Source organism: Empedobacter sp. UBA3239 (genome assembly GCF_002362875.1).
Classification (GTDB): Bacteria; Bacteroidota; Bacteroidia; order Flavobacteriales; family Weeksellaceae; genus Empedobacter; species Empedobacter falsenii_B.
Map to the genome: position 1 here is coordinate 1 of NZ_DEVJ01000057.1, position 20,407 is coordinate 20,407.

Here is a 20,407-nt window from a genome sequence, read left to right on the forward strand (position 1 = left end):
ACCACATTACCACATTACCACATTACCACATTACCACATTACCACCTTACCACATTACCACATTACCACATACTCCCAACATCAAGGCAAGATGAAGGCAAGATGAAGGCAAGATGAAGGCAACATAGTGGCAGTAGAGTGGCAATAAAGTTGAGGTAATAAAAAAGAGAAGTAAAACTTCTCTTTTTTATTCATCATTTAAGTTTCTTTGAAGTAATCGATTAGACTTATTTGTTCAAAGACATTCAAAACTAGAGATATTTATAGAACAATAAAGATTACAACAAGTAGATTTTATAAAAAGAATGTATAATTTATAAATTATACACTTTTAAACGATTAAGTACTTAATAAACGATTTACGATATAAAATAAAGTATTTTAGTAGTAATCAATAGATCTATACCATGAAAAGAGTTCTAGTGTACACATACATACTCTTTCTACTTCCCCTTTTAATAATGGCTAATCAAGTTGATTCCTTAGCCTCAAAAGATAATGTCTATCTAATAGAAAAATTGGATGCATTAATAGATGAAAAGCATCATCCAAATGCGATGATCTATGTGCAAGCGTATATAAGAAATGCTAAAAAAGAAAAGGATAAGCTAAATTTATTTTATGCTTATAAAGAAGGAATCTTTTTTTCAAGTCATTTAAATACTCAAATAGAATATGCAGATAGTGCGATAATTACTGCCCGGAAATTAAAAAACAAAGATTTAATAGCAACAGCTTTATTATCAAAAGGGCTAGCCTATTACAAAGCAAAAGATTATAGAGAGGCGTTACAAAATTATTTATATGCAGATCAGGAGTTAAAATATTCAAAAGACCAATATTTATTACATAAAGTAACATTTAATATGGCAATGATAAAAATCAAATTAAATCAATGTAACCAAGCAGAAGAATTGTTGCTGAAATGTAAAAACTTTTTTCAATCAAAACCAGAGAACAAAGATTACCAAGCCTATTTATTAAATACAATATATCAATTAGCATCTCTCCATCAAGAAGTTGGTAACAAAGCAAAAGCGAAAGAATTGAATCAATTAGGATTAAATAAAAGCAAACTTGAAAATAACGAATTTTTCCATAGATACTTTACGATAAATAAAGCAATTGATGAGTTTTTAAATGATCAATTTGTGACGTCTATTCAATTATTATCAACTAAAGAAGATATTTTAATAAAAACGAATGATTTTAATACACTAACCAAAATTTATTACTACAAAGCAAAGGCATTTGATAAATTGAATAATCAACAACATAAAATAATATATTTTAACAAAATAGATAGTATTTTCAATGAATACAACTTCTTAGAAATTAAATATAGACCGATATACGAAAACATTTTAGAGGAAACATTGGTAGCTTCTGATACGAACAGACAACTATATGTAATCAATCAATTATTAAAAATGGATGAGTTAAATTATAAGCTAGATGCAGAAATGAGTCAAGTTGTATACAAAGAATATGACACAGTGCAATTGCTCAAATTAAAGGAAAAAATATTGAATAAGTCTCAAAAATTATATTACGTATTGGCAGCGTGTTTTACTGGAATAATAGTATTGATCGTAGGAATTGTAAAAACTAGAAATAAAAATAAACATTTAATCGAAAAGTACAATCTGTTTATTGAAGAATCTGCTCAATCAAGTTACACAGAACGGAGAATATCGATTAAAGATGAAGAGGATTTGAATAAAGAAGCATTTGAAAGTTTACTATTAAAATTTGAAGAATTTGAGCGGGACAGAGAATTTTTAAACCCTAATATAACAGTAGTAAGTTTGGCAAAATCATTTTCAACAAACACCACTTATTTATCAAAATGTGTCAATCAGTACAAAGGAATTAATTTTCCTTCTTACATCAATCGGTTGAGAATAAAATTTATTACTGATTTATTACAAGAACAACCACAATACCTTAATTATAGTGTAGGGGCATTAGGAGAAATAGCAGGTTATATGAATCCAAGACAATTTTCAAATGTTTTTTACAGTGAAACGGGCTTGCGTCCCTTAGATTTTATAAAAATTCAAAAACAAAAAAATAAAGAAAGTATATAATGGTTTATTAGTGTAATTTATTGACATACAAGGGCTAAAAAAGACTTAGCTATTGCTTTAAACAGATCGCTATTGCAACTTTACAAAACCATTGCGCAATGGAGATCAATGTTTAATTAAAAATTTAAAAAAATGGCGAAGCAAAAAGGCTTTTTAAAACTTAGAGGTTCAATCGGAGATTTAAACTTCTACAAATCAAAAGATGGTTATATGGTGAGAGAAAAAAGCTCTATAGACCGTAATACCATAATGAGTGATCCGCGATTTCAGCGTACCAGAGAAAATATGCAAGAATTTAAGAATGCAGGTACTGCTGGAAAAACACTACGAAACGCATTCAATGCGATCATAAAAAATGCAAAAGACAGCAAATTATCAAGTCGTCTCACAAAAGTAATGCATGGTATCCTAAAAGAAGATACTACAAATGCTCGTGGACAAAGAAATGTACACAAAGGAAATCAATTACTGATGAAAGGCTTTGATTTTAATGCAGGGGCATCATGGTTAAAAACGGTCTTAATTCCTGTACAAGTAGATATAGAACGTACTTCTGGTGAAACAAAATTTACATTAGAAGCATACAAACCCTTAGATGTGATAATAGCACCACAAGGAGCTACCAATTACCGATTTGTAGCAGCTTCTACAGAGATAGATTTTGAGAAAAACGAATACATTACAAAAACATCGTATACAGATTATTATCCATACGATGAGGTAGAAGTGAATGATGTAGAATTATTGAACAATCTTTCTCCAAATTCAGAACATACAATCGCTTTAGCAATTGGAATCGAATTCTACCAAGAGGTGAATACCGTTTTGTATCCATTAAAAAATGGAAGTTTTAATGCAGCACATTTAATCGAAATCAATTTACCATGATGACAATTGTAGTAGAACGAATGTATTATCCGAATGGTACAAATGGTAGCTTATTCATCAACGATAAGTTTATTTGTTATACGATCGAGTTACCATGGAAGGAGAACGAACCCCGCAATTCATGTATACCAGAAGGATGTTATGCAATCCAAAAGAGAAGCTCACCAAAATTTGGTCAACATTTTCTGATTACAAATGTACCCAATCGTTCATTGATTTTGATTCATCCTGCCAATCATGCAAAAACTGAATTACAAGGATGTATAGCTCCAGTAACCATATTAACAGGTGAAGGGAGAGGAGAGTTATCAAGAAAAGCATTTACAAAACTTAAAACTCTAGTAAATGATAAACTTGATCGTGATCAAAAAGTAAGTTTAAGGATTAAAAGTAAACAACATGACAATTATTAATCGCTTTACAGCACCTACACCTAAATTATTCCAACAACTACGAAATATAGGATTAACCTTAGCTGCAATTGGAGGTGTATTAATTGCTGCTCCTATAGCATTACCAGCAACATTAGTGACGATAGGAGGTTATTTGACTGTAGCAGGAGGAGTAATATCAGCTGTCAGTCAATTGACGGTAAACGACAAAAACCAAAGTAATGATGATGAATAATAGTAATACATCGTTAATTGTTGGAACAATAGGAGGAACAATGACAAGTTTGGTAGCGACCATTCAATGGGAACAACTTGTTTATACGATTTGTATGGGAATAGTAGGAGCAATATGCAGTTATGGAACATCATACTTACTGCATAAGAAAAACAACCCTTACGACGAAGACTAAGTGTTTGATTACAAGTAAGATTTGGAAATCTTATTTTATTGATGTAAATTTTAACATCATTCATTTAAGTTTCATTGAGGTAATGTTAATTATTACAGAAATGAAAAATAACGAATTAAAAAGAATGGTGATTTATCCGAAAGATGTATCAATTATTACGGGAAAGGGGTATAGGCAAAGTCTACGCTTACTCAATAGAGCAAAGCAGATAATCGGTAAAGAGAAAAAAGACTTCCTAACTTTTGACGAATTTTTGATTGCTTTTAAGATGAAATCGTAAAACCAAAAATGAAAAAGGTTCTCAATTTTTTAATTGAAAACCTTTTTCTATATAACATAATTTTTAATAAGTATTATTTCCCGATGCAAAACTTGCCAAATATCGTCCCTAATATATCTTGATCCACATCTATTTCACCTGTAATATGTCCCAAATATGTTAAAGCTTCACGGATATCCATTGCTAACAAATCCCCAGGAAGTCCCATGTCCATTCCTTGTTTGATCTTTCCAATTTGAGAAAGTGTGTTTTGTAATGCTTCTAAGTGACGAGAGTTCGTAACGATTGTGTCATCCTGATTTGTTCCTTTCAATTTGATTTGATGAATCAGATTTTCTTTCAATGCTTCGATATTATATTGATCTTTAGCTGAAATTTCTAAATGAACAACATCTTTAAACTCTTGTTTGATAGCATCAGAAATAGCTGATTCGTTATTGTTTACATCAATTTTATTGGCAACATTAAACAAGATTTTTCCTCTACGTTGCAAATCATCTAACTGATTCGCAATTTGATTATCAGCAGTTATATTGGCATCATACAAATAGATGATAATAGAAGCATTGTCTATTTTTTCGAATGTTTTTTCAATTCCAATCCGTTCTATCGTATCGCCAGCTTCTCGAATTCCAGCTGTATCAATAAAACGGAACCCAACACCGTCAATATAAATGGTTTCTTCAATGGTATCACGAGTTGTTCCTTCAATATCCGAAACAATAGCACGTTCTTCGTTTAATAATGCATTTAATAAAGTAGATTTCCCTGCATTTGGCGCACCAACAATAGCTACTGGTACTCCATTTTTGATAACATTTCCAAAAGCAAAAGAATCAGCTAAACGTTTTAAGATGGATTGTAATTTATTCAATAAATCATAAAATTGTGTACGATCTGCAAATTCAACATCTTCTTCAGAAAAATCCAATTCTAATTCCATCAAAGCTGCAAAATTGATCATTTGTTCTCTTAAATCTTTGATTTGATTAGAGAATCCTCCACGCATTTGTTTGATAGCAATTTCGTGCGAAGCCTTAGAATCCGAAGAAATAAGATCAGCAACAGCTTCTGCTTGTGTTAAATCCATTTTACCATTCCAAAAGGCTCTGAAAGTATATTCACCTGGATTGGCATTTCGAATGCCAATTTTATTTAATAATTCCAATACCTTTTGCTGAATATAAATCGATCCATGTGTCGAAATTTCTACGACATCTTCACCTGTATATGAATGAGGATTTTTAAATATTGAGAATAATGCTTCGTCAACAATGGTATCTCCATCCATCACATAACCCAAATGTATGGTATGAGAAGAAGCGTCATTCAAAGATTTAGTTGAATTAAATTTTGATTGATAAATCTGAGCAACTTTAGAAATTGATTCTGGTCCAGAAATACGAATAACCGCTATAGCGCCCATTCCATTGGCAGTTGCCAATGCACAAATTGTATCGTTGTTTAGCATAAGGCAAATTTACAACATAATAAGTTGTTGGAAAATTATAATTTATATGATAATTTTTTAAAATGTAAAAATATTTACTGTTAATATATTAATACTTAAAAAGGGATGTTTTTTAACCTGAACTAATTACTGCTACATCTGATGCTATTGGGAAAGAATTTGAGGATCATGAAATTAAAATTTTTAGTCAAATGGTTTTAATCCTATGATTCTAAATTATCATCAACTTATAAAAAATTAGATTTTGATAGATAATTGGCACACTTTTAGTATTTCTTTTAGAAATTGGAATTTATAATGTCATTAAAGAAAAATTATGCTACAAAAAGAGGTTTTGGAATTGGTAATTTTAGAATTAAAATTGTAGATGTACTTATTGTAATATCTATTTTGGTATTACTTGTAGTAGTATTTAAATAAAAAAAAAGCTTCTTAATATTAAGAAGCTTTTTTATTTATTTTAATTTGAATTATAACTTGCTCTCACTGTAATTTGAGCTGTCTTCTGACGTGATGTTGTATTCAATGATCCACCAGCAGAATACTCTTCATTATCATTTTTACCTGTTATCTGAAAAATACCCAAATCGGCTTGTTTTAATTTTCCTAAACTAGTGCCAGATTTTGTAGCAATATTTTCTGCACGTTGTTTTGCATTTTCAGAAGCTTGCGCAATCAACTCAAGTTTCAAATCTTCTAATTTCGAGTAATAATAATTTGGATTAGAAGAACTCAGCTCAATTCCTTGACTAATTAATGTAGAGATTTCGCGCGAAGCTTTTTCTATTTTATCCAATTCTTTCGATTCGATTGTTGCGTCTTGAGTTAGATTATAACCAGTAAATTGACTAATCGAATTTCCGTTTGCATCTGTTCCGTACTGAAAATCTTTTGAAATATTTACCGCTTCAAAAACAATTTCTTTTGGATTGATTCCTTGCGAAATCAAAAAGTTTTTGACAACCGTTTGATCAGCTTTTAATTGATCCGAAGCAATGCGCAAATCATAATCTTTGCGACTAAAAGTTGCACGCCATTTGACTAAATCAGCATTAAAATCTTTCAAAGCATTTCCAGTAACATTGATCGATTCAGAACTTCTGAATTTGTATTTGTAAGCGTTTCCTAATATACATGTTGCAGCAATTAACCCAACGGCTAAAATAGATGCTACAATAACTAAAAATTTATTCATAGTAATTTGGTTTTCAGTAAATGTACAAAAAATACTAAAGATGTATTTCACTGAAAATAGTGAAATTAAGCAATCAAAATAGGAAATTCTTGATCGATGATAAAGATGATTAAATTACCTTCTGAATAATCAATTGTAACCACATCTTCATTGGCTTTGTTACGAGTTCCTATGCGAGAAAGTAAGTTCAAATCTTCGTTATTCAACGGATATTCCAAGCCTTTTGTGACAATGTTTTTACATTCAGGAAAGGGTAGGAGCGAAATTGTTCGTCCAAAATAGCCTTCTAACTTTGTTTGTTTTTCTGCGAAAAAATATTGACTATAATTATCGTAAAATAAAATATTGATTTGATCTTTGAAACGATAAGCCGCATTCAAATTTCCAATAAAATGATCTTGTTGACGACCACTTGCTCCAAAAACATCAACCTGTTCAAAACCTTTATCCAAAATGATTTGTAAGGCTTTTGCAAAATCTGTGTCATTTTGATCTGGAGTAGAAATAACTTCTGTTTCAGGAGGAAACTGACTGATTTCAAAAGAATCAAAATCGCCCGAAATAACATCGGGCGTTATATGTAATTTTTGTAAATAATGAAATGCACCATCTGTACAAAAAATCATATCATAATTTGATGTATCAGGCAGAATAGTAGGGATTTCGCCATTCAAAAATAAAAGTGCTTTTTTATTCACCTGGAATCCATTTTACTTCTTCGTGATTATTGTCTGTGGCAATTTTTCGCCCTAAAACGAACAGATAATCAGAAAGACGATTCAAGTATTTTTGTAATTCTGGACGGATTTCTTCTTCTTCAGCTAAACCAACTGTTAAGCGTTCTGCACGACGACAAATACAACGCGCAACATGTGCATGAGAAGCTGCTTGATTTCCACCTGGAAGAATAAAATGTGTCAATTGTTCTAATTGTCCTTCCAAATCATCAATCCATTCTTCCAATTGAACAATATCTTCTTCAGTAACGGTTTTCGGAATACGAGGTTTACCATTTGCCAAGTATAATTTATCGACTGGCGTTGCTAATTCAGCACCAAGATTGAATAAACCTTTTTGGATGATGATAATTTCTTCCTCTAATGCTGGATCAATTTCATATGAACGAATTAATCCTAAATAAGAATTTAATTCGTCAACTGTTCCGTAAGAATCAATCTTTAAACTATTTTTAGAGACACGTGTTCCTCCATATAAACCTGTTGTTCCTTTGTCTCCTGTTTTTGTATATACTTTCATGTGATTTCAACTTATAATTATCGAAGATAAGAAAATCTTAAATATTTTTTGGTAAAAGTGGTTTAGTAAAAAAGTGATATCCGATAGCTACGATAACTAAAATAACTGTGGTGATTATCCAAAGTATATTAAAACCATAATCGGTAGCAATGTGAGTTCCTAAAAATGGCGAAACAATAAAGGCAATTGCAGCTGTCATTCCGTTCAATCCCATATAAGCTCCTCGGTTATTTTTTTGCGAACGAAAAGCTGTTACCGTTGACATCAAAGGTAAAACAAGCATTTCTCCAATAGACATTAGTCCAATTGCTAAATATAACATACCTAATGTGTGACTAAATGTGAAGATAAAATAACTAATTGCTGTGACAAATGAACCAAAAACTAAAAGTTGAGTAACTGAAAATCGTTTTTCGGTGTAATGGATCAATAACATTTCGAATACAACAATGATTATTCCACTGAATCCCATTAATAATCCAATTTCTGTTTGTGTTAAATGAACTACATCTTTGTAAAATAATGGAAGTGTATTTAGGATTTGGAAAAATGCAATAGAGAATAATACACAAAACAGATTGAATACTAAGAAAGGTGTATCAGTGTATGCATTACGTTCTTTTTCGACAACTGTTTTATCAGAAATATTTTCTGTAGCAGCATTTCGTTCTTTTCGTCCATTGAAAAAGACAAAGAATACAATTCCAGCAACCAAAGCAGCTCCTGCATTGCAATAGAATAATAAATCGTACGAATAATTAGATAAAAAACCTCCCATTGATGGACCAATTGAGAAACCTAAATTAACCGCCATTCTATTCAACGAAAAAGCACGAGTGATATTTTCTTTCTTTGCATAACGCGTGATGGCAACTGAGTTTGCAGGACGAAACATTTCGCTAATAATACTCAAAACAAGCATAATAACAGCAAAAGATTCTACCGTTTTAAAATAAGGTAAAATCAAAAACATCGGAGCACTCAGAAATAAACTGATGGCTTGTACTTTAAAGTTTCCGATTTTATCTGTTATCCAACCTCCAAGCCAAGAACCAATTACAGAACCAACTCCAAAACAACTCAAAACTATTCCCGAGTTTTCTAAAGAAAATCCTAATTCGGAGATCATATAAATTCCTAAAAATGGTAAAACCATCGAACCCATTCGGTTCAACAACATTACGATGGCTAACATCCAAGATTCTTTCGAAAGTCCGCTGTAAGCGTCAATGTAAATTTTTAGAATTTTTTTCATCTCTCAATTTTCTTTTAAATGCTACAAAGTTAAGTTCTTTTTTTTTCAAAAAAATGGTTATTTATCAAGGTTTCTGATATTCTTTGATTACTTTTGAAACCTCTTAAAAATAAATCTTACATCTATGTTGTTTTACAATTTCATTCTTAAGGTTTTAATTGTCATAAATGGGCTTGGAGCGGCGTCTGGATTAGTGGTTGATAAACACCATGTTTACACGATTTCCGATGATAAAGCACATTTGTACGTTTACAATAAAAAGAAAAAAGAAGTGGATAAAGTTGATTTGAATCCAGAAGTAAAATCAAAACATATCACTAAAAAAGATAAACCAGATTTTGAAGCGATTACAAAATTTGACAATCATTTGTACATTCTTGGATCGGGCTCTAAAGAAAATCGTTTCGATTTGATTTCATATAACATCAAAACCAAAGAGGTACAAAACGATAATTATAGTTTTCTTTTGGATGAATTTTTAAAGGTTTCAAATTTATCTAAAAAAGATTTTAACATCGAAGGAATTATTACAGATGGACATTGTACATATTTTTTCAACAGAGGAAATGGTCCTGCTGGCGTAAACGGAATTTATAGAGTGGGAGGCAAGATAAATGATTTGAGAGGAAAATCAATTGATTTTTTTCCAATCACTTTGCCTAAAATTAACAATGAAACCACTACTTTTTCAGATGCTATTTTAGTAGATGGAAAAGTTTTGTTTACAGCAACAGTAGAATCTAAAAGTACAACTCAGTTTAATGGAGAAATAAAAGGTTCTATTATTGGTGAGTTAGATTTAGCTAGAATGGAGGTTATACGTTGGCAAAAAATTTCGGATGATAAGAAAATCGAAGGTTTAGCGTTGTATAAAGAATCTGGAAAGAATTATACCTTGTATTTGTGCGAAGATAATGATGATGACTCCAATAAAGCGTCAATTTACATCTACAAATACCAAAAGGAAATCTAATTTTTTGAATAAAGAATTTCGAAATACGGACATCGATTTTCGATTTATTCTTAAAAAATTGTGAAAGTATTTTCAAGACTATTATATTTGTCCGTCAAAATTTATTTATCAATTAAACATTATGCGAGGAAGATGGCTCATTGCAGCATTTGCAATTATTTTAAGTCTCTTGTGTATCAGACAACTAAGTTATACTTGGTACACAACTAAAGTGGAGCATGAGGCGGCGCGCTTGGCGAGTAAGCCAGAAGACGAACCAAGAATTTTAGATAGCTTGGCTCAGCATCCTCTTGATTTGGGAATTATTAAGTACGATTATGGGTATGCCAAAAACAATGAAATCAATTTAGGATTAGATTTGAAAGGTGGTATCAACGTAATTTTACAAGTTTCTGAAAGAGATTTAATCGAGAATTTATCAGCGAAAAGTCAAAACCCTATGTTGGCAACGGCTTTGGACGCTACAGATAAAGCTCAAAAAACAAACGGTAACGTACCTTATGTCGAATTATTTTTTCAAGAATTTGATAAAATAAAAGGAGGAACAAAATACGCAGCTGCAGATTTGTTTGGAAACAAAAACAATGCGGATAAAATTGCGTACAATGCTTCTGACGATCAGGTAAAAGAAGTAATCCGTAAAGATATCGAAGCTAAAGTTGCAACAGCTTATGATGTAATTAGCTCTCGTATTAATCAATTTGGTGTTGTTGAGCCAGTAATTCAACGTTTAGGTGATAAAGGTGATGGACGTATCTTGGTAGAATTACCAGGTGTTTCTGACACAGACCGTGTAAAAAAATTATTACAATCTACAGCAAAATTAGAGTTTTGGCAAGTTGTTCGTCAAGATCCTACTGTTTTACAATATTTTTCTAGCGTTAATACAGAGAAATATAATGTAAAAAATGAGAAAGGACAAACAATCAAAACTTTAGCAGAAGTTATGCAACCAGCTGGTTCTAATGCAAGTTTTGTTGTTAATGTAAAAGATACAGCTGTTGTAAATCGTGTGATGCAAGACAAAGGTTTTGTACCTGGATTACCAGCAAACATTAGAGGATACAAATACTCTTGGGCGAATAAGCCAATGAATTTAGGTAAACAAGCGAATGATAAATCTGCTCCTAAATTATTAGAGTTTTATGTCTTAAAAGGTAAAAATGGAACGCAAGAACCATTAATCGAAGGAGATAAAGTAGTTTCTGCTGCTGGTGAACGTAATCCTGGTTCTCTTACAAATGAGCCTGTTGTTACAATGCAAATGAATCAAGTTGGAGCACAAGAGTGGTCTCGTATTACAGACGAGTTGAAACCTGCAGGTCCTGGACAACCAGGTCAAGGTGTTGCAATTGTATTAGACAATATGGTGTATTCTGCGCCAAACATCAGTAATCAAATTACAGGAGGTAACTCAGTTATTTCTGGAAACTTTACAATTGACGAAGCAAAAGATTTAGCAAACATTTTACAAGCAGGTTCTTTACCAGCTTCATCTAAAATCGTTTCTGCTGAGGTTGTTGGTCCATCATTAGGACAAGAAGCAATCAACAGTTCGTTAATCGCTTTTGGTTGTGCATTTGCATTAGTATTAATCTGGATGTTGTTCTACTACAGCCGTGCAGGTATTTATGCTAACGTTGCATTAATCGTTAACTTATTATTCTTATTAGGATTTTTAGTATCACTTAAAGCTACATTATCTTTACCAGGTATTGCCGGGATTATCTTGACATTGGTAACAGGAATGGACGCGAATATCTTGATTTACGAACGTGTAAAAGAAGAATTAAGAAAAGGAAAATCATTACGTCAAGCAGTAGATTTCGCTTATTCATGGAAAGGAGCTTTCTCTGCAATTATCGATGCCAACTCGACATCATTTATCACAGCATTAATTTTATTCTTCTTTGGTAAAGGACCTGTTGTAGGTTTCGCAACAACGTTTATGATTGGTATTTTTACATCAACATTTACAGCGATTTTTATTACACGTTACTTTGTAGAAGGACGTTTAGCAAAAGGAAAATCTGTTCCTTTCTATACATCATTTACAGCGCACTGGTTACAAAACATTAAAGTTGACTTATTAAAAACAAGAAAAATCTCTTATGCGATTTCAATTGTTTTAACAGTAGTTGCTTTAATTTCTATTTTCACAAAAGGATTTGATATGGGTATCGAATTCCAAGGTGGACGTACATATACAGTTCGTTTTGATAAACATGTAGATCCACAACAAATTTCTGAAAGTTTGGGTGATGTTTTCGTGTTAGATGGTGAAAAAATGATACCACAGGTGAAAACGTATGGTGGTCAAAATCAAGTAAAAATTACAACAGCATACAAGGCTGACGAAGATGGAACAAATGTAGATGATGAGATTAAAGACAAATTATATACAGGTCTTAAATCTTATTTACCAGCGAATATGTCTGAAAAAGATTTCTCTGAAGATAATGCTACAATTGGTTTAATGTCTTCTGCAAAAGTAGGTCCTACAATTGCCGATGATACAACAAGAGCTTCTTACATAGCGGTTTCTTTAGCATTAGTTGCAATTTTCTTCTACTTAATCGTGATGTTCAAACGTTGGCAATTCTCATTATCAACTATCATTGCTTTAGCGCATGACGTGGTTATTGTGTTAGGAGTTTTCTCTTTATTCAAAGGAATTTTACCTTTCAACATGGAGATCGACCAAGCGTTTATCGCGGCGATTTTGACGGTAATTGGTTATTCGATGAATGACTCGATTATTATCTTGGATCGTATTCGTGAGAATTTAACAGTTGAGAAAAACCACAACTTGTACGATATTATTAATATTTCTACTTCAGAAACATTATCACGTACAATTAATACGTCTTTATCAACGTTCTTAATCGTATTAATCATTTTTGCATTTGGTGGAGAATCAATCAAAGGATTTATGTTTGCGAAATTAATCGGTATCGTAATTGGTACATTCTCGTCTATTTTCGTTGCATCTCCTTTATTGTACGACTTTACTAAAAAAGGTCAAATGAATAAATAAGATTCAAATTTTAAATAAATTTTAAGAAAGCCATCAAAGAAATTTGATGGCTTTTTTTCTTCTACTAAATTTAGATTTTATACATTTGTTTAGTGAATAGTTTAGTAATATACCCAGCGTTTTTAGACTTCCAGGAAGTCGTGATTATTATGGTGGTTGCTGTAGTGATTTTTGGACCAGATAAAATTCCAGAAATTGCTCGTGGTTTGGGAACTGCTGTGCGCAAATTAAAAGAAGCATCTGAAGATATCAAGCAAGAGATTATGAATCCTGTTCAGGATGTTGATCCTACAAAAGAGATTCAGAATACCATAAAAGAGTTAAATCCAATGAACGAAGTCAAAGATTCTTTTGCGAAAATTAATCCAATGGAAGATTTTCAGAAATCATTTGATGAAGTTCGTAATCCAGTAGATGAAATGCATCAAGCAATTCATCAAGACAATACAGTAAATGCAGCGTTGAAAGATGATGCACCAACTATGAAAGCTGTAGATCCTGTACAGGATTTGGAATTGGATGTGCAAGAAACAACAGAACCCGTTGTAGAAAATGTGGTTGAGCCAATTGTAGAGGAACCAGCGGTTGTTGTGGAACCAAAATCTGTAGACGAAGCATTAGGTTTAGGCGGATCAGTAAGTAGATAATGATACAAGATTATTTTGATTGGGATGTACAAATATTTTTGTATTTCAATAATTTAGGGAACGAAAAATGGGATTGGTTTTGGTTATTCGTAACCGATAAAAAAACATGGATTCCGTTGTATATCATCTTTCTCATCTTACTTTATGTAAAACTTGGTTGGAAAAAAACCTTATTGGCTGGAGTTTGTATTGCACTGATGATAGCGTGTGCAGATCAATTTACAAATATCTTGAAAAATTCTTTTCAACGTTTTCGCCCATGTTACACCGAATCGATTCAAGGATTATTTCGCCCGATAGATTGCGAGGGTAGAGGTAAATACGGTTTTACTTCGGCGCATGCATCTAATCATATGGCGATTGCAATTTTTATTGGAATACTGCTAAGACGCCATTACAAATGGTTACTTTATGTCTTACTTGTTTGGGCGTTAATGGTTGCTTACAGTAGAGTTTATGTCGGGGTACATTTCACAGGAGATATATTTTTCGGAACACTAATCGGAGTATTTTTCTCGATTCTTTTCTTGAAATTGTATTATTTCTTAGAAAAAAAATATTTGAAGAAGAATTAAATGTATATAAATTCAGAGATTTGCTTATCTATTTTATTTGCAGGTTCATTGATTTTAGGAATTAGAAAAATAAAGAAAGAAAAACATTATAATAGTATGTCAATATTGAAAAGCTATAAAGATGCTTTTGAATTTTTTGTGATTTCTACATTAACCTTTCTATTACTTATCTTTGATTTTTTCGGAATAATTCATCTTGATTAATATAAATTAAAAAAGTCTATAACAATTTGTTATAGACTTTTTTTGTATTATCAAACTGAATTTATTTCAGTTTCTCATCCTATTTGATAAAATAAAATTTTATTTATAGCGATCTATTATTTTAGAAATATTCTTAGTTTCTTCATTGAATGTTTTCCAATCACAAACAGAATTTAGATTAATAGAATATGTGCTATTAAGATTGGACATACTAATACTTATTTTCCCCACATAGTCTGTGCAAAATATTTCATTTTCATATGGAGTTGTAACTATTTTATAAATATTCTCTTCCAATGCTTTTTTATCGTTCTTAGAGATTTTGAATGATTTTGTTGTGTAACCATTGATATTCTTCCATGTTATAAATTCTATTGAATCAGAGTAATCATAAATTCTTATAGATAAATTTCTATAATCAATAGACATCATCCTATAACTATATTTTTTATTTACTTCTTTTTCTAACTTTTTTTCGCAAGAAATACTGAAAAATCAATAAACTAAAAATAAACAATAAATTATATTTCATAAAGAGTGATAATTATGTAAAATAGAAATCAGACTATTCCAAATTCTCGTCCAACTTCTTTGTTTTTTTAGCTTTCTTTTTGGCTAGAAATGTATTTAAATCATCATCAATTTCTGTTGAATCTTCATCACCCAAAAGATAGCCCCAAGGTTTTAATTCAGTCACATTATCAAAAACAATTTTCATCAACGCAAGTATTGGAATCGATAATAGCATGCCCATAATTCCCCACGTCATTTCTCCAATTACTAATCCAATAATCACAATCAAAGAATTGATTTTTACTTTAGAACCTACAATTTTTGGCATCACTACATTTCCATCAATTGCATGAATTGCAATAAATGCAATTATAACAAAGAACAATTTTGAAGCTGACATTGTAGCAAATGTGATTATTAGCGTTATAATTAACGAAATAACAATTCCTACATATGGAACAACATTTAGAACGCCAGTTAAAATAGCTAAAACAAATTTGTATTTAAGTCCAAGAATAGAAAATGCAATAAAGGATAAAATTGATACGACTAACATTTGTAAAAACAAGCCAATCAAATATTGTTTGACCATTTTTTGAATAGATGTAATGACATTATAAACCTGGTCGTGTGTATTTGAATTGAATGCGTAATATAAGAATTTTACCAAATGACGACGATAAATCAACAAGAAAACAATGTATAAAAAAGTGAACAAGACTGTAACAGCCATCGATGAAACAATAGAAATTACTTTTTCGATTACAATTGTACTCGTTTCGATAGTCGTTTTGACATTCTTTGTCAAATATTCCATTTGCGCATGCGAATTAACACCAAAGGTATGGTGAATCCAATCTTGCAAATTCATAAATGCTTCTATGATTTGTTTCTGAAACGTAGGCCATTCATTTGCTATTTCAGCCATTTGTATAGCAATCAAATAGAAAATTCCTAAGATAAATGCTGCAAAAAGCAAGGTGGTAATGATACTTGAAATAACACGTGGAATGCGTAAATATCTTTCGAAAAATGAACAAACGGGTGCTAATAATATTGAAATTAAGAAGCCTAATATTAATGGAACTAAAATTCCTTTACCTATTATTGAAATAAATGTTAAACAAATGATTGACAATAATGTGCAAGTTAGTTTTAAATAAAAAGGCCATTTTCTTATGACTTCCATAATTATGAGTGTTTTATTTTGACAATTTTTTAGATAAGTTGTATAAATATAGTTTTATTTCTTAAGATTTTATTTGAATCTTATGTATATTTCAATAAAAAAACCACGTTATAAAAACGTGGTTTTCAGAATATAGTGAAAAATATTATTTTTTCTTTGCATTTTTGTTTTCGTCAACGATGGTCATTTCATCAATCAAACGTTGCGCATTAGCATACTTGTCAACTACCCACAAAATGTAACGAGAGTCCACCATAATATTACGACAAATCTCTGGATCATAATTTAAATCTGACATTGTTCCTTCCCAAACACGGTCAAAATTCAATCCGATTAATTCTCCTTTTGCATTCAATGCTGGAGAACCAGAATTACCACCAGTTGTATGGTTTGTTGCAATAAAGTTTACAGGCAATTTACCATTTTTATCCGCGTATTTTCCGTAATCTTTTTTGTCATATAAACTTAACATTTGTTTTGGTAAATCATACTCATAATCACCTGGAATATATTTTTCCATTACACCTTCCATGTGCGTTACAGGTTCGTAATAAACCGCATCGCGAGGTTGGTAACCATCAACTTTTCCGTAAGTTACACGTAAAGTTGAATTTGCATCTGGGAAGATTTTCTTGTCTGTAAATACATCCATTTGCGCTTTCATATATGTACGCATCAACTTGTTGATTTTATCTTGATTCGCTAAATATGTAGGCGTTACTTTCGTTTGATTTGCATCTAAAATTAAACGAATTTGAGCAATTAAAGCATCTTCTTTTAAGGCTTTGATAAACTCAGCATCATTTTCAGCCAAAGTTTTGATATTTCCTAAAACAGATTGACCATTAATTTTTTTCGTTCCGTTGATTACCGAATTTCCTAAAGCTGTTTTGATATTTGCAGCTGTTGTAGTTGGTAATAAATTTTGAGGAACAACTTTGAAATAATTATCTGCTAAATCAGAAGAAATTGTTTTATCCAATTCTGGATTATAATCCTTGTGCATAGACGCAACTGTATTCAACGCTTTAGCTTTTGTTTCTGCGTAATTTTTTTGTCCAACCGAATTCAAAATATTGTTCAATGTTAACGCCATTCTGAATGTTTCTGAATTTGAGAAAAATGTTTCAGAATACATTGTGTACGCTAAATTATAATCTTGATTTGCTTTATTAACTTGATTTAATTCTGAAATAATATTCGAATATTCACCTTTTAATTTAGGATTTTTTGCAATACGATTCATAAATTCTTGCTCGTATTGTTGACGTTTTTCTACAGCTTTCGAACGGTTTAATCCTAAAACTTCACCAATCCATTTTTTATGTGCATTCGAAATACGCGCTTGTTTAGATGCATAAGCGATACGAGTTGCATCGTCTTCACGCATTTTTTTATCGATATGAGATAACGCAATTGTACGCACATTGATACGCGCAGGATCAATTACATCTTTTATTTGCTGGATAGAAGAAGCTGGTAAATATTCGTCCGTCGTACCTGGGAAACCATATACAAACGTGAAATCATTCTCGCTAATTCCCGAAATATTAATAGGTAAGAAATGTTTTGGTTTGTACGGAACATTGTTTGGTGAATAATCTGCAGGTTTGTTGTTTTTATCTGCATAAATTCTAAACATCGAGAAATCTCCTGTATGACGTGGCCAAACCCAGTTGTCTGTATCATTTCCATATTTTCCAATTGCAGAAGGTGGCGCACCAACTAAACGAACATCTTTGTATGTTTCTGTCGTAAATTGGTAATATTTATTTCCTTTGTAAAAAGGTTTGATAAATACTGAACGGTAAGATTCTGTCTTAGTTTTTGCATTAAAATCTTCAATATTTTTCTTGATGATTTTGTTACGATCTTCCTCCGACATATTATCGTTAACGCCAGCTAAAATTGCAGTAGTTACATCTTTAATATCTACAATAAAAGTAGCTGTTAAACCTTCGTTTGGTAATTCGTCTTTCAACTCTTTTGCCCAAAAACCATCTGTTAAATAATCATTTTCTAAAGACGAATGTGCTTGGATTTCTCCATAACCACAGTGATGATTAGTTAATAATAAACCATTTGGAGAAATAACTTCGGATGTACAACCGCCACCAAAGTGAGCAACTGCATTGTTGATACTTTTATCTCCAGTACTGAAAATGTCTTTTGATGAGATTTTCAATCCCATGTCTTTCATTTCCTTTTCATTCAATTCTGTTGGAATCCACATTCCACCACCTTGTTGTGCAAAAACACTAAAGTTTGCAAACAAAGCCATTAAAATAGATCCTTTAACGAATAATTTCTTCATTTTTATTTGATTATTTTGTTTACCGATTTCTTAGAATTCCAAAGATAAAGATTTTTATTCAATCGTTAATGTATGCTCAAAACCATTATTTTTAGTGAGATTATAAAAAATAATTTCGAGTATTTTTACAATCAAAATTTAGCTAAATGAAAAGAATATTAGTAGTTGGTTTAATGGTTTTAGGATTGCAATCGTGTACAATAAAAGAAGAATATGTCATAAAAGAGGATGGGAAAATTGATTATAATTATTCTTTAAATGGCAACGACCTAAAATCATTTATTCAAGATGAGTCAGGTTATAATGCGCTTTTGGATGAAAAAAAACAAGTTGTCGAAGATTTGAAAAAAGGTTTAACAATAGAAACTCTATTCAAAATAATGACAGATGACGAAGATTTTTTGAAAGATAAAAGAAGTAATGCAATCAATTATTTTGAGGAAAATAAGTTAGCATTCGAGAAGTTTAAACACCACAAAGTGTTTGTAGATTTTAATGAGTTAACTTATTCATCAGTATTAATTTCGAAACCAACTTCGATAAATAAGGAAAGTAAAGAATTGAATGATTTTTTGTTTAATTTATTTATCGCGATTGATAATCCGTTTAACACGAATTATTTAAATAATCAGAAAAATATAAACACGAACAGTTTTGAAATTGTATTCAATAAAAATGAATATGAAAAATTAATTAAAAGCCTAACAAGTAAATTTGATAGGAGAATGGAGGATAATATGATGTTCAATAAGATGTTTAATTATCAATTGATCATTCATGCACCAAAAAAAATAGTAAGTAGTACAAATAAAGATGCTAACCTTTCTTTTGATCAAAAAACGATCAAACTAAATTTTACATTTAACGATATTATTTCTGTTAAGAATAAATCAGTCAAAATTACTTATTAAGTTCTTAGTTTCGTAAATTTGACATTCGAAACACATTGTGAAATGAAACAAATTGTCGAATTCCAAGATTTAGGAATTAACAGAGATTACCAAGAGATTTGGGATTATCAAGAAAGTCTTTTAGCAGAAAATATAGCTGTAAAACAATATAATAGAGCGCAAGATAAGGAGGGAAGTTCAGATTTTAAAAATACTAGAAATCATCTACTTTTTGTAGAACATGCGCATGTTTATACACTTGGAAAAAGTGGACATTTAGAAAATATGTTGGCTTCGAGTGATAAATTAAATGAAATAAATGCAACTTTTGTGAAAACGAATCGTGGTGGAGATATTACCTATCATGGACCGCAACAATTAGTTGGTTATCCTATTATTGATTTGGATAATTTCAAGCCAGATATTCATTTGTATATGCGCAATTTGGAAGAAGTGATTATCAAAACTATTGCCGAATATGGACTAAAAGGTGAGCGTTCTCAAGGAGAAACTGGTGTTTGGTTGGATGTTGGTCGACCTTTTGCTCGAAAAATTTGTGCAATGGGTGTTAAGGCTTCACGTTGGGTAACAATGCATGGTTTTGCACTAAATGTGAATACAGATTTGCGTTATTTTGAATACATAGTTCCATGCGGAATTCACGATAAAGCTGTTGCTTCATTGGAAAGAGAACTTGGATATCAGGTAGATATGAACGAAGTGAAAGCGTTTACAAAAAAACATTTTGCAGAAGTTTTTGATGTAGAATTTAAATAAGATAACCCGTAGTGCATTTAGTTAATATTAATTTTTAAGTTGTTAATATT

At 31.1% G+C, this 20,407-nt stretch carries 19 protein-coding genes; 11 read left to right on the top strand and 8 right to left on the bottom strand.

The features are described from left to right. Window positions 1–461: 461 nt before the first annotated feature. The 5 genes from B4G36_RS08025 (at window position 462) to B4G36_RS08045 (ending at window position 4,060) form a co-directional block, all read left to right on the top strand. Window positions 462–2,090 (top strand): helix-turn-helix domain-containing protein, encoded by a 1,629-nt coding sequence (locus B4G36_RS08025; RefSeq protein WP_291063224.1) that lies wholly within the window; start codon window positions 462–464, stop codon window positions 2,088–2,090. A gap of 132 nt (window positions 2,091–2,222) precedes the next feature. Then, a complete protein-coding gene (locus B4G36_RS08030; RefSeq protein WP_291063226.1) occupies window positions 2,223–2,978 on the top strand; it encodes a hypothetical protein in 756 nt (251 codons plus the stop codon). Further along, complete coding sequence (locus tag B4G36_RS08035; protein WP_306822320.1) at window positions 2,975–3,391, top strand: DUF5675 family protein; 417 nt, start codon at window positions 2,975–2,977, stop codon at window positions 3,389–3,391. The genes B4G36_RS08030 and B4G36_RS08035 overlap by 4 nt, the downstream gene beginning before the upstream one ends. Further along, window positions 3,378–3,605: a hypothetical protein gene (locus B4G36_RS08040; protein WP_115000470.1), complete on the top strand. Its 228-nt coding sequence runs from the start codon at window positions 3,378–3,380 to the stop codon at window positions 3,603–3,605. Before B4G36_RS08035 ends, B4G36_RS08040 begins: the two co-directional genes overlap by 14 nt. A 275-nt stretch (window positions 3,606–3,880) precedes the next feature. Further along, window positions 3,881–4,060: a hypothetical protein gene (locus B4G36_RS08045; RefSeq protein WP_291063229.1), complete on the top strand. Its 180-nt coding sequence runs from the start codon at window positions 3,881–3,883 to the stop codon at window positions 4,058–4,060. 73 nt (window positions 4,061–4,133) lie between these two features. Here the strand turns inward: B4G36_RS08045 and mnmE are convergent, their stop codons facing one another. The 5 genes from mnmE to B4G36_RS08070 all read right to left on the bottom strand — a co-directional run bounded on the left by mnmE (window position 4,134) and on the right by B4G36_RS08070 (window position 9,238). Next, entirely contained in the window at window positions 4,134–5,531 is a 1,398-nt protein-coding gene (gene mnmE, locus B4G36_RS08050; RefSeq protein WP_115000468.1) for a tRNA uridine-5-carboxymethylaminomethyl(34) synthesis GTPase MnmE, read from the bottom strand. A gap of 460 nt (window positions 5,532–5,991) precedes the next feature. Continuing rightward, entirely contained in the window at window positions 5,992–6,726 is a 735-nt protein-coding gene (locus B4G36_RS08055; protein ID WP_291063231.1) for an SIMPL domain-containing protein, read from the bottom strand. A 65-nt stretch (window positions 6,727–6,791) separates the two neighbouring features. Continuing rightward, the gene (locus B4G36_RS08060) at window positions 6,792–7,424 is read right to left on the bottom strand and encodes a thiamine diphosphokinase (RefSeq protein WP_291063233.1); all 633 of its coding nucleotides are present in this window, start codon (window positions 7,422–7,424) and stop codon (window positions 6,792–6,794) included. Continuing rightward, window positions 7,417–7,983 (bottom strand): cob(I)yrinic acid a,c-diamide adenosyltransferase, encoded by a 567-nt coding sequence (locus B4G36_RS08065; protein ID WP_125350685.1) that lies wholly within the window; start codon window positions 7,981–7,983, stop codon window positions 7,417–7,419. Before B4G36_RS08065 ends, B4G36_RS08060 begins: the two co-directional genes overlap by 8 nt. Window positions 7,984–8,020: 37 nt before the next feature. Then, complete coding sequence (locus tag B4G36_RS08070) at window positions 8,021–9,238, bottom strand: MDR family MFS transporter (protein ID WP_219034569.1); 1,218 nt, start codon at window positions 9,236–9,238, stop codon at window positions 8,021–8,023. Between the two features lie 124 nt (window positions 9,239–9,362). Between B4G36_RS08070 and B4G36_RS08075 the strand changes: the two genes are divergently transcribed. The 4 genes from B4G36_RS08075 to B4G36_RS08090 all read left to right on the top strand — a co-directional run bounded on the left by B4G36_RS08075 (window position 9,363) and on the right by B4G36_RS08090 (window position 14,470). After that, window positions 9,363–10,211: a DUF6929 family protein gene (locus tag B4G36_RS08075; RefSeq protein WP_291063235.1), complete on the top strand. Its 849-nt coding sequence runs from the start codon at window positions 9,363–9,365 to the stop codon at window positions 10,209–10,211. 121 nt (window positions 10,212–10,332) lie between these two features. After that, the gene (gene secD, locus B4G36_RS08080) at window positions 10,333–13,248 is read left to right on the top strand and encodes a protein translocase subunit SecD (protein ID WP_291063237.1); all 2,916 of its coding nucleotides are present in this window, start codon (window positions 10,333–10,335) and stop codon (window positions 13,246–13,248) included. A gap of 92 nt (window positions 13,249–13,340) precedes the next feature. Further along, complete coding sequence (locus B4G36_RS08085; RefSeq protein ID WP_286495506.1) at window positions 13,341–13,895, top strand: twin-arginine translocase TatA/TatE family subunit; 555 nt, start codon at window positions 13,341–13,343, stop codon at window positions 13,893–13,895. After that, on the top strand, window positions 13,895–14,470 hold the full coding sequence (locus B4G36_RS08090; RefSeq protein WP_286495505.1) for a phosphatase PAP2 family protein: 576 nt from the start codon (window positions 13,895–13,897) through the stop codon (window positions 14,468–14,470). Before B4G36_RS08085 ends, B4G36_RS08090 begins: the two co-directional genes overlap by 1 nt. Before the next feature lie 303 nt (window positions 14,471–14,773). Here the strand turns inward: B4G36_RS08090 and B4G36_RS08095 are convergent, their stop codons facing one another. From B4G36_RS08095 to B4G36_RS08105, 3 genes are all read right to left on the bottom strand, one after another. Then, on the bottom strand, window positions 14,774–15,106 hold the full coding sequence (locus tag B4G36_RS08095) for a hypothetical protein (RefSeq protein ID WP_291063241.1): 333 nt from the start codon (window positions 15,104–15,106) through the stop codon (window positions 14,774–14,776). Between the two features lie 133 nt (window positions 15,107–15,239). Beyond that, window positions 15,240–16,376, bottom strand: coding sequence for an AI-2E family transporter (locus B4G36_RS08100; protein WP_291063243.1), 1,137 nt, complete (start codon window positions 16,374–16,376; stop codon window positions 15,240–15,242). Between the two features lie 145 nt (window positions 16,377–16,521). Beyond that, window positions 16,522–18,690, bottom strand: a complete 2,169-nt coding sequence (locus B4G36_RS08105) for a S46 family peptidase (RefSeq protein WP_291063245.1) — start codon at window positions 18,688–18,690, stop codon at window positions 16,522–16,524. 146 nt (window positions 18,691–18,836) lie between these two features. On the opposite strand from B4G36_RS08105, the gene B4G36_RS08110 reads away from it, so the two are divergent. Together B4G36_RS08110 and lipB are read left to right on the top strand one after the other, a co-directional pair. Then, window positions 18,837–19,601 (top strand): hypothetical protein, encoded by a 765-nt coding sequence (locus B4G36_RS08110; protein WP_291063247.1) that lies wholly within the window; start codon window positions 18,837–18,839, stop codon window positions 19,599–19,601. A gap of 42 nt (window positions 19,602–19,643) precedes the next feature. After that, the gene (gene lipB / locus B4G36_RS08115) at window positions 19,644–20,357 is read left to right on the top strand and encodes a lipoyl(octanoyl) transferase LipB (RefSeq protein WP_291063248.1); all 714 of its coding nucleotides are present in this window, start codon (window positions 19,644–19,646) and stop codon (window positions 20,355–20,357) included. Window positions 20,358–20,407 lie beyond the last annotated feature (50 nt).